Raw genomic sequence first — 15,501 nt, 5'->3', positions numbered from 1 at the left:
TTAATGATCCAGTTTGTGATAACTACCGACTTCTAACACCGGGGCAGCGTCGAGTCGTTCAGCATCCATCATATTGGCAATGCGCTGCATGGAAGAGAGCAGTAAGGACTGCTCCCATTCTTCTAACGCCTGAAACTTTTCAATAAAGTCTTCCTGCAACGGCTGTGGCGCTTTATTCAATAACTCCATTCCGCTGTCGGTCAAATACAGTGACACCCGACGCTTGTCCTGTTCACTGCGATGCCGGTGAATAAGCTGACGATGTTCGAGCCGCTCAATCACGTTAGAAACAGTGGCGGGACTTAAATTAATATTCTGAGCCACTTTACTGGCGGTAATGCCATCGGCGGCTTTAATTTCTCTTAGAATAAGCAGCTGCGGGGCAGTGAGCCCGGAATACTTGTTGAGTTGCTTGGAATAGAGGTCAATGGCTCTAATCACTTTTCTGAGTGCCAATAAAAGCTCTTCGTACTTTTCCATTATCGGTCTCCGTTTTAGTATCGTGGAGCTGACAAGTCAGTTCGACGAATTTGGACGACAACACCGAGTCTCGGATGATCAAAGTAATGTGTTTCGTGGCTAATTACGCGGCGCAGTTGCGAGAAGTAATAACTGCGTAAAAACTCTGTATCGGTTTGCGCACCAGCTAAAGCGAGTTGTGCCTGTTCTTCAATGCTATTACCAATGCGCTCCAGGCTGCTTTTTTCCCGTAAATTGAATTCGCCGTCAATGTGCAGGTAGTTACCAATAAGGTATATGTCGATAAGACCGTCAAACTCCCAAACCAGCGGGTTCTTCTCATTTAACGACCGCATTTGCTCTGGCTGCGGTATTTTGCTTAAAGGTTTAAAGGGCTTACGACCGCTTTCAATAAGTGCAAACAATTGCTCAATATCGGACTGAAGCGCATGACTACTTTGGTTTTCCAATGGCGCTATAAACTCATCGTCTTTTTTAGGGAAGCCATCATAAAAGAAGTCATTCGAGTAATTTGTTCCGGCAAATAGACGGTACTTGGGACCAACACCTTTTTTGAAAACCGGTTGGCGCCAGGCTAGGTGTAATAACGGCTTAGCATGGCCTTTTTCTTCAAGCTCGGTACGAATTTCATTGAGCTCCAGCTTGTCAGCAGGCACTAAAAACGGGGCTGCTGCGGTATTAATGTCGCCACCCTTGCCGTCAATGACCACCGGGGTTTCAGGCAACGCCATAAGCGGCGCTGGCGGAGCTAAAGGGTTACCGGCAATCGGAATCCATTGCTCTTCGTTTTCATAGCGACAGGCTAAATCAATTTGTTGAGTCTCGTCTAATGGCTCACAAACGGGTAATCCACTGATTAAGGCCCGCGGTTTTTGATTTATGAAAGGCGCAATTAAATTTCTTTCGTTACGACTTTCAATGTGAGTCGGTGACAATTGGAATTGTTCACTGGAGTCATCAGCAATGCGTTGTTTGAATACCAGAACTTCGACTTCAAACCAGCGCCAGTAGTCTTTATCCGGCAAAGCTTTCGCGCTAACCGGGTAAATTGCCGCAACGGCAATAGCAGCAATTAAACTGTGTTTAATCAGACTGGTGACTGACGCCATTAATTTGCTCTCCTTGTGCGCTAGGCTTCCGACTGTTCAGAAAACTCATTAAGTAATGACTCTATCAGTTTTAAGCGGCTTTGAGTATCTTCAAGCGACTGACTGATGCGCAGGCGGTTTGGACCGTCCAGTTTGTAATGATGCGGTGCTTTTTGAATTAAGCCGATAATCACTTCCGGGTTTATCTTAGTGTTATCAGCAAACTCAATGACACCGCCCTGATTACCCACATCCACTTTGCGAATGCCCAATTGTTCGGCATGGTTTCTTAGACTGGTTTGACGCAACAAGTTCTTAGCGGCGTCAGGCAGTAGTCCAAAGCGGTCAATTAACTCCACCTGAATGTCATCAATTTCTTTATTGGTTTCGCAATTAGCAATGCGCTTATACAGGCTAAGGCGATTATTAATATCCGGAATATAGTCGTCAGGCAGTAGCGCCGGTAACTTCAAGTCAATTTCTGAGCGCTCATGCAGAAGTTGAGACAGCGACGGCTCTTTGCCTGCTTTTAAGGCGTCTACGGCTTGCTCGAGCATGTCCATGTATAAGGTAAAGCCAATGCTCTCAATTTGGCCGCTCTGATCGTCGCCAAGCAATTCTCCGGCGCCACGAATTTCAAGATCATGGGTGGCCAACATGAAGCCAGCGCCCAAATCTTCCAACTGAGAAATGGCCTCCAGGCGCTTCGCTGCGTCTTTGGTCATCCGTTTGGGGTGAGGGGTCAGTAAATAAGCATACGCCTGATGGTGAGAACGTCCGACACGGCCACGCAGCTGGTGCATTTGCGCAAGGCCTAGATGGTCGGCGCGATCCATAATAATGGTATTAGCGCTTGGTATATCTATGCCGGTCTCAATGATGGTCGTACACACCAATACGTTAAATCGCTGGTGGTAGAAGTCCGACATAATTTGCTCAAGTTCACGCTCCCGCATTTGGCCGTGGGCAATAGTGACACGAGCTTCAGGGACCAGCTCTTCAATGTCGCGGGCGGTTTTCTCAATGGTTTCTACGTTGTTGTGCAGGAAGTACACCTGACCGCCACGCAATATTTCACGCAGAATGGCTTCTCGCACTGTTGGCTCGTCGTATTCACGCACGAAGGTTTTAACCGCCAGGCGCTTCGCCGGTGGTGTCGCGATTATCGACAGGTCACGAATGTTATTCATGGCCATGTTCAGTGTTCGAGGAATCGGGGTTGCGGTTAATGTCAGAATGTCGACATCAGCTCGCAGTCGTTTAATGGTTTCCTTCTGGCGCACCCCAAAGCGATGCTCCTCATCGACAATCAGCAAGCCAAGATCACGGCATTTTACCGTGTCCTGCAGCAACTTGTGTGTGCCGATAATAATATCGACTTTACCGTCAGCCAGGTCGCTAAGAATGGCGTTGGACTGCTTGGCTGTTTTAAAGCGTGAAAGTACCTCGACACGCACTGGCATATCGGCGAAGCGGTCGCTGAAATTCTCGTAATGCTGCTGAGCCAGCAAGGTGGTTGGTACCAGCACCATGACTTGTTTGCCTTCGTTTACCGCAATAAAGGCGCCGCGCATGGCCACTTCCGTTTTACCGAAACCAACGTCACCACAAACCAGTCGGTCCATAGCTCTTGGTTGCTGCATATCATTTTTAACAGCTTCAATGGCGGCTTGCTGATCGATGGTTTCCTCAAACGGAAAGCCTGCTGCAAAGCGTTGGTAGTCTTCATCGTTAATTTTGAACGGGTAACCGGGCTTAGCCTCTCGGCGAGCGTAGATGTCGAGCAGTTCAGCAGCAACATCCCGCACTTTCTCTGCCGCACGTTTTTTAGCTTTTTCCCAAGTGTCGTTACCCAGCTTATGCAGTGGTGCATGGCTTTCTTCGCCACCGCTGTATCGACTCAGAACATTAAGATTAGCCACTGGCACATAAAGCTTCGAGCCACCTGCATATTCAATGGTGACAAACTCGGTAGTGACGTTACCGGCGTCCAGTGTTGTGAGCCCCTTATAACGGCCCACGCCATGGTCAAGGTGAACCACGGGTTGACCGGGTTGCAGTTCCGCCAGATTGCGAATGAGGGTATCGGCACTGACGGTTGCTTTTTGTTCGCGTCGACGACTTTGTACTACGCGGCTGCCGAAAAGCTCCGTTTCTGTAATGAACCAGAGTTTGGCGTCGGGTAAGTAAAAGGAGTTGACGATGGGGCTGACAATTAATCCAACACCTTTTGCAGGTGCGTCTCCTAAATGCTGGCACAGCGTGACTTTATGACCCAGTTTCGCAATGATTTCTCTCAGTGCTTCGCGTCGGCCGGCTGTTTCACCAGAAATAATAACCCGCTCTGAGTTCTCGAGCGCATTAGTGATAACTTTATTGAGCTTTTCAAAAGGCGCCTTTTGCTGGTGATCTGCGGCTATCTCAGTCACTGCCTGAGACTCAAATTGTACGGAACCCGGTTGTGCCATGTCGGCAGGAACGCTGGCTCGTACTCGTCGATACTCCTTAAAGTTAGAGTGAATCGCATCGACAGGTAAAAACACCTCATTAGGGTGCAGTAGCGGACGCAATGGGTCGAACTGGCGTTGGTCGTAACGGTGATTAATGTCCTGCCAGAGTCGCTCAAGGCTTGCCTGAATGTTGCCAAAGGTCACCAGAACCGTGTCTTCAGGTAAGTAGTCAAATAATGAAGCCGTTTCCTCAAAAAACAGCGGCAAATAGTATTCAATGCCGCCGGGTAGCTGGCCTTTACTGACTTGCTGATAAACCGATTCGCGCTCGGTACTGGCTTCAAAACGCTCGCGATACTGGGCACGGAACCGCTCAATCGCGGTTTTAGTCATTGGGAATTCGTGCGCCGGCAGCAGATTAATATCTTCTATTGGGTCTTTTGACAGCTGTGTTTCCGGGTCAAATGGACGAATGGTGTCAACTTCGTCATCGAAAAAGTCCAGTCGATAAGGCGTTTCGCTACCCATTGGGAACAAATCTAAAATGGAGCCACGCGCACTGAATTCACCGTGCTCCATAACCTGATTAACATGCCGGTAGCCAGCTCGCTCCAGTTTTTCCCGCAACTTAATGGCATCCAGTTGCTGGCCTTTTTCTATTTGTAGAGCCTGTCCCGACACGTAAGAGGTTGGGGCAATGCGGTGCATCAAGGTATTGACGCTGACAATAAGCGCACCACGCTTGGCAGAGGGCAGACGTGCCAGCACTGACAGACGGTCAGAGATAATATCCTGATGCGGTGAGAAACTGTCGTAGGGCAGAGTTTCCCAGTCTGGAAAGAGTGTTATGTCGTCATGATACTCGGTGTGTTCGTCGGCAAAAAACTTAACTTCCTCCTCAAGGCGATAGGCCTGATTGGCATCGGCAGTAACCACCAATACCCGGCCCGGAGTCGAGTCAATCAGTTTGGCCAGAGCAAGTGCCGGAGAACTACCTTGGAGCTCCTGCCAGGTAATGTCTTTGTCTTTAGATGAAGGAAAGGGCGGTCGTAATACAGATGCCTTAGTCATGACTACTCAATAGTTACGTTAAAAAGGTTGCAGTAAAAGCTGCGCGAACGACGGTATTATACTGAAAATGACTAGGAATTGGATGAGTCGTCAGCTTTTTCCTCTGCATTATCTTTTTGTTCGCGGCGTTGTTTAGAGCGCTGCTTTAATTGGCGACTTTGCGCGTGCAGGCTGGCACGTATGAGGAGTTCCTGGTCTTCTTCGCGGATACGCTCGAAAGTTAGGGTGCATAAGTAGGTGTCGTTATCGTCGAGCGCTTCTGAGCTCTCAAGACGGACATAGCAGAATATAGCCAGTGCTTCTTCTTTAAAAAACAGCTTCGCCTGAAATAATTGGCCGCTTTCTAGTGGTGAGCCTGAAATCACCCGAATACCGCCGCCGCCATATTCTTTTCCGGAAAAGCGGTGTGTCGCATCGTCTTCATTACGAAGCATATAGCCCAGCAGAATATTCATGCGTTTGTGCTGCTGCTCAAGGAAGTCAACAAGAGCGCTGCCGGCAGGTTGCTCGACTTTAATGGCTTGTATTTTCTGGGTGTCGTTTTCAGCCATGCTAGAGGCAATTAAAAACAGTTCAGGAATTTGTGTTTCAAACTCCTCATCGGTTGGCAGCTGATCAGTATTCTCTAGCGGTACCAGGTTAACCGGGAAGTCTTCCTGCACGGTGAAGAAATCGCCTATTGGTGCTGTCATCGATGTCTGCGATTGCATCATTGCCTCTGCTTTTAGTTGTCAGGCTGTTAACAAGTCATTATCCTTGCTCGTAATGAATTAGCAACCACAAAAACATTGAGGGAACATGTTTCAGCCCGTCGAGCTGTTTATCGGACTGCGTTACAGTCGCTCGCGACAGGGATCACCCTTTACCGCCTTTATTAATCGCTTCGCTTTTATCGGCATTGCGCTGGGGGTTATGGCGTTGGTGGTGGTCATGTCCGTTATGAATGGCTTTGAAGGACAGCTGAAAGAGCGCATTTTAGGTGCAGTACCTCAAGTGACGGTGCATGACACAAACAACTCGCGCCAGTTATCGAATTGGCAAGACGCCCGCAAAGCGCTGCCGGACATTGACGCAGTGCAACAAACACTTCCTTATGTTCAAACTCAAGCCATCTTGCAATTAAATGAAAAGCTTTCTGTGGCTCAAGTGCAGGGTATTTACCCTAATAAAGCTGAGCTGCCGGACTCGTTACGAAACAAATTGACACAGGGGCAGTGGACTTCATTAAACGCCGGCGACTACCACTTAATTATTGGGGAAAGGCTGGCGCAAAGACAAGGCTTAACGCCGGGCGATACTGTGCGTTTGGTGGCCGCAGAAGGTGGTGTTTATACGCCTTTTGGGTTGGTTCCCTCACAGCGACGTTTTGTTATCAGCGGGATATTCTCCATGGGCTCTGAAGTCGATGACTCGGTGGTTTTTGCACATGGCGATGACCTTGCCCGTTTAATTCGTTTGCCGCGAGACACCGTAACCGGCTTGCAACTGTATTTGGACGACGCGTTCAAGGCGCCTGCCGTGGCAGAGAACATTCGTAGCAAAACCGAGTTTACTCTGTCTGACTGGCGTTCAAGTTATGGCCAGTTGTTTGAAGCGGTGGGCATGGAGAAGCGCATGATGTGGTTGATGCTGGCGCTGATTATTGCGGTGGCCGCGTTTAATACGTTGTCGGCGCTTATTATGGTAATAAATGATAAGCGTCACGATATTGCTATTTTGCAGACTATAGGTCTTTCTCATAAAAGCATTCGGTCGGTATTTCTGATGCAAGGCTCTTACAACGGCGTGGTGGGCTCCATTATTGGCGTTATTCTCGGGCTGCTGGTCAGTCTGTTTTTGAATGACATTATGGCGTTAATGGGCGGAGGCCTGGCCGTGGGTAACGGCGGTTTACCCGTATCGATTCATGCAGGACAAATTTTCTTGATAGCAGTCGCCGCTATTGCACTAACCATTCTAGCGACGGTTTACCCAGCGTTACGGGCGGCTCACACGCAACCTTCGGAGGCGCTTCGATATGACTGATTTACTGCATTGTAGTGAGCTGAGTAAAACTTACCAGGACGGTGAAAGCCAGGTCGACGTATTAAAGTCGGTCGACTTTTCCATTTCTGCCGGGGAAATGGTTGCTATTGTGGGGGCTTCCGGCTCAGGGAAAAGTACTTTACTGCATATCCTCGGAGGTTTGGAAAAGCCGAGTAAAGGCAGTCTGTTGTTTAACGGTCAGGATATGACAACCTGGTCTTCAGACAAGCTTTCAAGCTGGCGCAATAGTAATCTCGGTTTTGTGTATCAGTTTCATCATTTGCTGCCTGAGTTTTCAGCATTAGAAAATGTGGCTATGCCAAGACTGATAGCCGGCGAGAATCCTAAAGCGGCTAAGCAGGCGGCAGAAGCACTGCTAAAGCGAGTTGGCTTAGAGCATCGTTTATCTCATCGGCCGGCTCAGCTGTCCGGTGGTGAGAGGCAACGGGTGGCGATTGCCAGAGCCCTTGTGAACAACCCGGATATCGTATTAGCAGATGAACCAACAGGAAATCTTGATGGCGAAGCTGCTGCCAGTATTTACCAATTAATGCTCGAGCTTAATAAAGAAAAGGGCACGGCTTTTATCGTTGTGACTCACGACAACACGCTGGCTGAACAGCTGCACCGAGTGGAGCGATTGGTTGGTGGTACTTTGGATGGTAAGCAGTTGAGAGACGACGTACAGGTGAACCATCAATGAGTTTAGCTTGGTTATTGGCAAAACGGTTCCGTAGCCGCCGCAATAAAAAGGGGTTTTTATCCTTTATTTCGGCGTCTTCGACAACAGGTATTGCACTGGGATGTGCGGTGCTCATTGCCGCTTTATCAATGATGAATGGCTTTCAGAGCGTTCTTCAGAACAAGCTTTTGTCGGTTGTTCCGCATGTTGAATATAGCGCGGTAGAGGGAGAGCTCAAAAACTGGCAGCTCATCAGTAAGATTGCGAAGGAACATCCCGATGTTGTTGCGGCAGCTCCCGGTATTAACAGTACCGTTATGGTGCAAACTAATACTAGCTTTCACGGTATTCAGCTTAAAGGTATCGACCCCAGTCATGAAAACAGGGTATCTGACCTCAGTAGTTACGTTAGTGATGAAGACTGGCAACGCTGGACTTCCGAAGGTGGCATTTTGCTGGGAGCAGGAATTGCGGAAAAGCTTAATGTACAGATCGGTGATTCGTTATCCATTCTGTTTCCTGAAAAATCTGCCAGAGGGTTTCAGTCTCCAAAGCGCAAGCGTTTAGAAGTGACAGGGCTGTTTGAATTTGGTGGTGAAATTGATCATCTGAACGCCTACGTATCGCTTAGCACTGCGATGGATGAACTTAGTATTGCCGATGGTGTGACGTCGGTCCGACTGGCGCTAAATGATGTATTCAAAGCGCCGACAGTTGCACAAGAGATCGGTAACCAACTGCCTGAATTGGTCTACCTGAATGATTGGACACGTACCCATGGTCACTTGTATAGAGACATTGAGCTAGTTCGCTCAGTGGTTTATCTCGTGTTGGTACTGGTTATGGCGGTTGCGTGCTTTAACATTGTGTCGACACTGGTTATGACAGTGGCCAAAAAGCGTCGTCAAATTGCAATGCTGAAAACGTTAGGTATGAAAGACCGGACTTTGTTACTGGCCTTTATGTTCCAGGGCATTATGAATGGGTTATACGGCGTGCTTTGGGGCGCTGGTATTGGTATTTTACTGGGACAATTTATGCCTGAGATTATGCGCTTTATTGAGTCTTTGTTTCATATCGACATTCTTGACGGCGGTATTTATTTTGTGAGCGAAATACCCTCGCAGTGGCAATGGAGCGATGTTGTTCTGGTGAGTGCTGTTGCGCTGGTAATGAGTTGGTTGGCGACAATTTATCCGGCCTGGCGTGCTATGAAAGTGGAGCCCGCAAAAGCATTACACGAGAGAGGTTAGTCGCTTTGGCGATTGCGCCATGCTTTAACCACAGAGCGGCGCCATAGCAAGCGAATGGCAACGTAGCCAATTAAGCTCGACAGTGTTCCCAGAATTAAACAGCCAAGAATAAATGCGGGGCCAATAGTGGAAATACTGTGTCCCAGCCACTCCCAGCTTAACTCAAATGCAAAAGGCTGTGGAGGCTCGGCCAGAATGGCATTGCCTACCAGATAACACAGATAAAACATGGGTGGCATGGTAATGGGGTTGGACACCCAAACCAGACCCACAGACAGCGGCAGATTAACCCGGAAAGGAATGGCCAAGGCTGCGGCTAATAACATCTGAAAGGGAACGGGAATAAACGCACAAAAAAGGCCAACAGCGAACGCCCCAGAGGCTGAACGCCGGTTTAAATGCCATAAATTTGCATCATGCAAAAGGCTGCCAAATATTCTTATTGCCTTAGACTCACGCACTTTTTGGTGGTCAGGCATAAAGCGTTGAATAAAGCGTCTGGCCATAATGTGATGTTTAATACCTGTTTCGATTTGCTCCAGGGAGGGAGCAAGCGATGGACTCTAAAACCATCAGGTTACTACTCATTGTTGTATTTTGCGGTATTTCGTGGGTGAATGCCAACCTTTATTGGCAAGAGTTTCAGTCACTACCTAAGAGCTATCTGGGCGCAGAATACTCTATTGAAGTAACACTCGACGAAATCCCTCAAATCTATCAATACCATACGCGTGTTACGGGCAGGGTTTTGCGTGTGAATGAATTCGTTCCGTCTTGGTACCAAGGCATTCGGGTACAGTTAAACCTTTACACTTACGACGGTACTTACGACGAAAGTATAGCCTTGAAAGCGGGCGATACAGTACGCGGAACTGCGGTTTTTAAAGCTCCTAAAAGTTACCGTAACGATGGTAGCTTTAATTACAAAGCCTATTTAAAGCGACAAGGCATAAGTGCGGTTGGCTCGTTAAAAGACGTGACATTGCTTAACCGGAGCCCCAGCATTCGCCAGCAGATTTTCGATACTATCAAGAAAGCTGACCTAAGCTTTGCTGGTATTATTGCCGCTTTAACCATTGGCGAACGTAGCCTTTTGCCATACCAAGTCAAACAGATTTGGCAAAAAACAGGGTTAGCGCACAGCCTCGCAATATCCGGCTTGCATATCGGTATGGTTATTGGCGCTGTGTTTCTTTTTGTGTCATTAGTTTTTCGTTATTTACCGCTAAGCCCGGCTTTCCGGGAGCGCTACAACAAAAGGTTGGTGAGCGTTTGCGCTGGCATTGCGGTCGCTGTTTTCTACGCATTTTTAGCAGACTTTGCGATATCGACGGTTCGTGCTCTTGTGCTCGCAGGTATTGTTCTGGCCCACAAGTTAGTTGCTGTTCGAATAACGCCACTGCAGTTACTGCTTAGAACCTGTCTTGGCGTTTTTATTGTTGACCTTTTCGCCTGGCAGGATGCTGGCTTCTGGCTGTCTATTTGTGCCGTCACGGCATTGTTTTTCAGTTCCTGGCGCTGGCGCCCGAAAGAGGGGCGTTTTGCCAGCCTCCGACAACTTTGGTTCATTCAATGGGTGCTGTTAATTATTATGGCACCGTTGTCGGTGTATTTATTCGGTGGGTTTTCGCTGTTCGCACCCCTGGTCAATTTACTGATACTGCCAATTATTAGCTTTTGGATTTTACCGTTGTCTCTTATTGCAACGATGTGCAGCCTATTCGACGGTGTCAGTTACGCGCAGTGGCTATGGCATATTGCGGAACAGCCGCTGGCTTATGTCATGCCGTATTTAGAGAAGCTGAGCGCGCACCCGTCGAACTGGCTGGCAATCGATGCTCTAGCGGTTACCAGAGAAGCGCGTTTCGGTGCTTTATGGGCGCTTATTATTGCCTTTATTGTTCCAGTAGTCCGCAATTGGCAGCGAGCATTGCTGATTCTGTGTCTGCCGCTTTCCGCCTTTGTATTGCTCAATAGTCGTGACGGCCAGCTGCGCGTTCACATGTTAGATGTTGGACAAAGTCAGGCGGTCGTTGTTGAAAGGAATGGCCGTGCGCTTCTTATGGATACAGGTGTTTCGTACCATAGCGGGTTTAGTGTGGCGGAGCAGGTTATTGAACCCTTTTTAAGGTACCACGGACTCGTGCCGGAGCTTGCCGTTATTAGTCATAAAGACATTGATCACAGTGGTGGTAAAGCGTATTTAGCAAAACGCTACCCGAACATAAAATGGCAAGGCGCTAAAACGAATAATCCTTGTGAGTCCGGGCGGGTTATTCACTGGAACGGTATGTCTTTGCATACCTACTGGCCGACAGCGTCCTATGCAAAAGGTGGTCAATTGAGCCGCAATAATGAGTCTTGTGTTGTTCAGTTACGCTGGAATGACTTTCAAATGTTGTTTCCCGGTGATATTGAAATGGCGGCAGAGCAGTCGTTACTCGCTTCTATTGAGTCGAAAGGCGTGCTTAACTCCACCATACTTGCTGTTCCACACCATGGGAGCAAAACCTCGACAAGCTGGCCTTTGTTACAGGCGGTAAATGCCAAGGCTTACGTTATTAGTTATGGTAAACATCGTGGCTACAATTTCCCGCACCGTTATACTGTACAGCGGCTAGAGCGCACCGGGTCGCCGTGGTACGGAACGCAGGAAGTCGGGCAAATAACAATAATCAGCGACGGGGACTCATGGAGTTTGGAGTTACCACATGAAAACAGGTAGAATGCACAAAGTTTTAATGACTTATATGAGACTACATGGATTCTCAGCAAAAAAAACAGACGACCTTTAAGCGTTTAATTGGTTATATCAAACCTTATAAGCTCGCTTTTATCGCCGCAGTTATCGGCATGATTGGTTATGCAGGCGTCGATACTCTATTTTTCTCTCAAATTGAAACCCTTATCGATGACGGGTTAACCGAGCAAAACTCCGATATTCTTCTCTATGGTGCTATTTTTGTTCCGTTTTTCTTTATTATCCGTGGCTTTTTTAACTTTGCCTCCAGCTATTTCTTAAATTGGGTTGGCTTTAAAGTTGTCACTAAAATGCGACAGCAGTTGTTCGACCATCTGATGAAGTTGCCTGTTGCCTTCCATGACCAGCATTCAACCGGCGATTTAATTTCTAAGATAACCTATGACACCCAGCAAGTCGCTGAAGCCAGTAGCCGGGCTTTATTGGTGTTAGTTCGCGAAGGCGCTTTTGTTATTGGCTTATTAGGGCTGATGTTTTATCAAAGCTGGCAGTTGTCGTTGGTGTTTCTCGTTGTCGGGCCGCTTATTGCTAAAGTTGTCGCGGTAGTGTCTAAACGCTTCCGTAAAGTCAGTAGCCGTATTCAAACGGCGATGGGCAATGTGACAACCACCGCAGAGCAAATGATCAACGGCCACAAAGTCGTCGTGATGCACGAAGGACAGAAGAAAGAGTCGACGCGCTTCGCAGAAATCAATAACACTACCCGTAACCAAAACATGAAATTGGTGAACACACGGGTTATTAGCACGTCGGTTATTCAATTTATTGCATCACTCAGTTTGTCCATGGTGCTGGTTATAGCCAGTTTTCCGGAAATGCTGGGTGAGTTATCGGCAGGTGCATTCACGACCTTGCTAACCTCTATGATCATGCTGCTACGTCCGCTGAAACAGCTAACTAACGTAAACAGCGATTTCCAGCGCGGTATTGCAGCGGCAACGAGCGTATTTACTATTCTCGACGAGCCTATCGAAATTGATAAAGGCTCAAAAGTGATTGACCGTGCGGCGGGCCATATTGAATTTGACGATGTCAGCTTCGGTTATCAGCAGGGCGACGATTTAGCGTTACAGCATGTTAGTTTTAACGTAGAGCCGGGCAAAACCATTGCGTTAGTAGGACGTTCCGGCAGTGGTAAGTCAACAATTTCGAACTTGCTGACGCGTTTTTACGATGTCGAGCAGGGGCGCATTTTGCTTGATGGCCACAACATTAATGACTACAAACTGAAATGCCTGCGTCGACAATTCGCACTGGTGTCTCAGCATGTCACCTTATTTAATGACACTATCGCTAATAATATTGCTTATGGTGCGTCAAAAGAGGTGTCAAAAGACGACATAATAAGAGCTTCTGAGCAAGCTTATGTCACTGAATTTACCGACAACATGCCAAATGGTCTGGATACTATGGTGGGTGAAAACGGTGTTATGTTGTCTGGTGGTCAGCGTCAGCGTATTGCAATTGCACGGGCGCTTTTACAAGACGCACCAATACTTATTCTGGATGAAGCAACCTCGGCTCTTGATACCGAGTCTGAGCGCCATATTCAGCAAGCCTTAGGCGCATTGCGACAAAACCGTACAGCTATTGTTATTGCGCACAGGCTATCGACCATAGAAAACGCCGATGAAATTTTGGTCATGGACAGTGGTGAAATACTTGAACGTGGTACTCACCAACAACTTCTCGACCAGGAAGGCGCGTACTCTCAGCTGTATAACTTGCAGTTCCATGGAGGCGCTTAATGTGGCTACAGCAGCAGTGGTATAAAGGACGTTTACATCCGCTACTGTTACTGCTCACGCCTTTGTCATTGCTGTTCTGGTTATTGACCAATTTGCGCCGCAGTTTTTATTTTATTGGCCCTTTTAGGCGCTATAAAGCAGATGTGCCGGTTATTGTGGTGGGGAATATTAGTGTCGGTGGTACCGGTAAAACGCCGATGGTTATTGCGCTTTGTCAGTGGTTAAAAGAAGAAGGGTGGACACCCGGTATTGTTAGCCGGGGCTATGGCGCAAAAGGTCCATTCCCACACTCTATCAATGTCGGAGATGATGCAGAGAAGGTGGGTGACGAGCCTTTGGTTATCCGTAAACGAACCGACTGCCCTGTGATTATATCTCCGAAGCGCGTTGAAGCGGCTAAGTATATGGCCGAACAGCACCCTGATGTTGATATTATTATTTCTGACGATGGTCTCCAGCATTATGCACTGAAGCGTGATATTGAACTTATTATGTTGGATGCAGAGCGCGGCGTGGGGAACGGATGGCTGTTGCCGGCCGGCCCTCTTAGAGAAGGACCATGGCGACTTAAAGGCTCTCAGTGGGTGGTATCAAATTATGGTCGCCACCCGTTTGCCCGCTATGTAACGGAAGTTGAGAACGGTCAGTGGTATCGGGTTAACGACGATGAACAAACCAAACTGGATAAAGAGCAAGCCTATAACGCAGTTGCTGCTATAGGTTACCCTCAACGATTTTTTAACTCTCTGAGAGACCAGGGTTTTGAGGTAAAGCAGACCGTGCCTTTTAATGATCATCACGAGTTCGTTGAAAGCGACTTTGATAACCTGACAGATTTACCGATATTAATGACCGAGAAAGACGCTGGCAAATGTCAGTCATTTGCTCGGGGAAATTGGTATTATCAGCCAATAGCGACCAAACTGCCTGACTCTTTGAAAGAGCAGTTACTGAAAGAACTGGAAAGGAAACAAAATGCCCATTGAAGCTAAGACGTTAAACATTTTGGCGTGCCCTAAGTGTAAGGGAAAGCTGGTTCATTATGCAGAGAAAGACGAACTGGTTTGTCGTGGTGAACAACTTGCCTATCCTATCAGTGAAGGTATTCCTGTTCTGATTGCCGATAAAGCCCGGGAAATCAGCAGTGAAGAGTTAGAAAAGGTTCCTTCATGAGTTTTACCGTTGTCATTCCTGCTCGCTATGGTTCGAGTCGTTTACCCGGTAAACCTTTAGCTGACATTGGCGGCAAGCCCATGGTTCAGCATGTGTACGAACGTGCGCAGGAAAGTGGTGCAGGGCGGGTTATCGTTGCGACTGATGACAGCAGAATAGAAAGCGCGGTAAAAGCCTTTGATGGTCAGGTATTAATGACCTCGCCGGGTCATAACTCTGGTACTGAGCGCTTGGCGGAAGTAATAAGTAAGCTCAATATTGAAACGTCCGAAGTGGTCGTCAATGTGCAGGGCGACGAACCTTTTATTCCACCTGAAATTATCCGTCAGGTTGCGGATAACCTGGCTAATCAGACGGCAGCACCCATGGCGACTCTGTCTGTGCCCATTGAAGATGCAGAGGACGTATTTAACCCCAATGCAGTCAAAGTGGTTACTGATAGCAGAGGTTATGCATTGTATTTCAGCCGTGCAGCTATACCGTGGAACCGCGATGAATTTGCGAAAGATCAGCCATTACAGCCGGCGGTTATTGAGAGTTATCAACGTCACATTGGTATTTATGCGTATCGTGCGGGTTTTGTATTGGACTACATTACCTGGGAAAGCAGCCCACTTGAGCATATTGAGTCGTTAGAGCAGTTACGCGTACTTTGGCATGGCGAGCGTATTCATGTCGCTGAGGCAATAAAAACGCCCGCGGCAGGTATCGACACTGAAGCCGACTTGCAGCGGGCGCGAGCACTGGCCAGCAGCTAAGCTGGCCTTGCC

The 15,501-nt window shown here is 47.9% G+C and carries 13 protein-coding genes; 8 read left to right on the top strand and 5 right to left on the bottom strand.

All coding sequences use genetic code 11. From position 1 onward, the window contains the following. The 4 genes from BLT32_RS00690 to BLT32_RS00675 all read right to left on the bottom strand — a co-directional run bounded on the left by BLT32_RS00690 (nucleotide 1) and on the right by BLT32_RS00675 (nucleotide 5,802). Nucleotides 1–480, bottom strand: a complete 480-nt coding sequence (locus BLT32_RS00690) for a MarR family winged helix-turn-helix transcriptional regulator (protein ID WP_053952388.1) — start codon at nucleotides 478–480, stop codon at nucleotides 1–3. A 14-nt stretch (nucleotides 481–494) separates the two neighbouring features. Continuing rightward, complete coding sequence (locus BLT32_RS00685) at nucleotides 495–1,589, bottom strand: CsiV family protein (RefSeq protein WP_053952387.1); 1,095 nt, start codon at nucleotides 1,587–1,589, stop codon at nucleotides 495–497. Nucleotides 1,590–1,609: 20 nt separating this feature from the next. Beyond that, the gene (mfd, locus tag BLT32_RS00680; protein WP_053952386.1) at nucleotides 1,610–5,089 is read right to left on the bottom strand and encodes a transcription-repair coupling factor; all 3,480 of its coding nucleotides are present in this window, start codon (nucleotides 5,087–5,089) and stop codon (nucleotides 1,610–1,612) included. A 71-nt stretch (nucleotides 5,090–5,160) separates the two neighbouring features. Next, nucleotides 5,161–5,802: a PilZ domain-containing protein gene (locus tag BLT32_RS00675; RefSeq protein ID WP_053952385.1), complete on the bottom strand. Its 642-nt coding sequence runs from the start codon at nucleotides 5,800–5,802 to the stop codon at nucleotides 5,161–5,163. Between the two features lie 85 nt (nucleotides 5,803–5,887). Here BLT32_RS00675 and BLT32_RS00670 point away from each other — a divergent pair, with 85 nt between their 5' ends. Genes BLT32_RS00670 through BLT32_RS00660 form a run of 3 tightly spaced genes read left to right on the top strand, consistent with a single transcriptional unit; the run spans nucleotide 5,888 to nucleotide 9,049 of the window. After that, nucleotides 5,888–7,114, top strand: coding sequence for a lipoprotein-releasing ABC transporter permease subunit (locus BLT32_RS00670; protein WP_053952384.1), 1,227 nt, complete (start codon nucleotides 5,888–5,890; stop codon nucleotides 7,112–7,114). Continuing rightward, on the top strand, nucleotides 7,107–7,817 hold the full coding sequence (lolD, locus tag BLT32_RS00665) for a lipoprotein-releasing ABC transporter ATP-binding protein LolD (protein WP_053952383.1): 711 nt from the start codon (nucleotides 7,107–7,109) through the stop codon (nucleotides 7,815–7,817). Before BLT32_RS00670 ends, lolD begins: the two co-directional genes overlap by 8 nt. Continuing rightward, a complete protein-coding gene (locus BLT32_RS00660; protein WP_053952382.1) occupies nucleotides 7,814–9,049 on the top strand; it encodes a lipoprotein-releasing ABC transporter permease subunit in 1,236 nt (411 codons plus the stop codon). Before lolD ends, BLT32_RS00660 begins: the two co-directional genes overlap by 4 nt. Here the strand turns inward: BLT32_RS00660 and BLT32_RS00655 are convergent. Continuing rightward, entirely contained in the window at nucleotides 9,046–9,555 is a 510-nt protein-coding gene (locus BLT32_RS00655; RefSeq protein ID WP_053952381.1) for a DUF2062 domain-containing protein, read from the bottom strand. The two genes, BLT32_RS00660 and BLT32_RS00655, sit on opposite strands and share 4 nt — an antisense overlap. A 50-nt stretch (nucleotides 9,556–9,605) precedes the next feature. On the opposite strand from BLT32_RS00655, the gene BLT32_RS00650 reads away from it, so the two are divergent. The 5 genes from BLT32_RS00650 to kdsB are packed head-to-tail and all read left to right on the top strand — an operon-like array spanning nucleotide 9,606 to nucleotide 15,489. Next, entirely contained in the window at nucleotides 9,606–11,774 is a 2,169-nt protein-coding gene (locus BLT32_RS00650) for a DNA internalization-related competence protein ComEC/Rec2 (RefSeq protein ID WP_053952380.1), read from the top strand. Nucleotides 11,775–11,809: 35 nt separating this feature from the next. Then, nucleotides 11,810–13,558 carry a lipid A export permease/ATP-binding protein MsbA gene (gene msbA / locus BLT32_RS00645; protein ID WP_053952379.1) on the top strand — a complete coding sequence of 583 codons (1,749 nt, stop codon included), beginning with the start codon at nucleotides 11,810–11,812 and terminating at the stop codon, nucleotides 13,556–13,558. After that, nucleotides 13,558–14,544, top strand: coding sequence for a tetraacyldisaccharide 4'-kinase (lpxK, locus tag BLT32_RS00640; RefSeq protein WP_053952378.1), 987 nt, complete (start codon nucleotides 13,558–13,560; stop codon nucleotides 14,542–14,544). The genes msbA and lpxK overlap by 1 nt, the downstream gene beginning before the upstream one ends. Next, entirely contained in the window at nucleotides 14,534–14,731 is a 198-nt protein-coding gene (locus BLT32_RS00635; protein WP_053952377.1) for a Trm112 family protein, read from the top strand. Before lpxK ends, BLT32_RS00635 begins: the two co-directional genes overlap by 11 nt. Further along, on the top strand, nucleotides 14,728–15,489 hold the full coding sequence (gene kdsB, locus BLT32_RS00630) for a 3-deoxy-manno-octulosonate cytidylyltransferase (protein ID WP_053952376.1): 762 nt from the start codon (nucleotides 14,728–14,730) through the stop codon (nucleotides 15,487–15,489). The genes BLT32_RS00635 and kdsB overlap by 4 nt, the downstream gene beginning before the upstream one ends. Nucleotides 15,490–15,501 lie beyond the last annotated feature (12 nt).

The sequence above is a fragment of the Idiomarina zobellii genome (genome assembly GCF_900100855.1).
Classification (GTDB): Bacteria; Pseudomonadota; Gammaproteobacteria; order Enterobacterales; family Alteromonadaceae; genus Idiomarina; species Idiomarina zobellii.
Note: the sequence above shows the minus strand (reverse complement) of the source record. Positions and strands in the feature narration are given on the sequence as shown.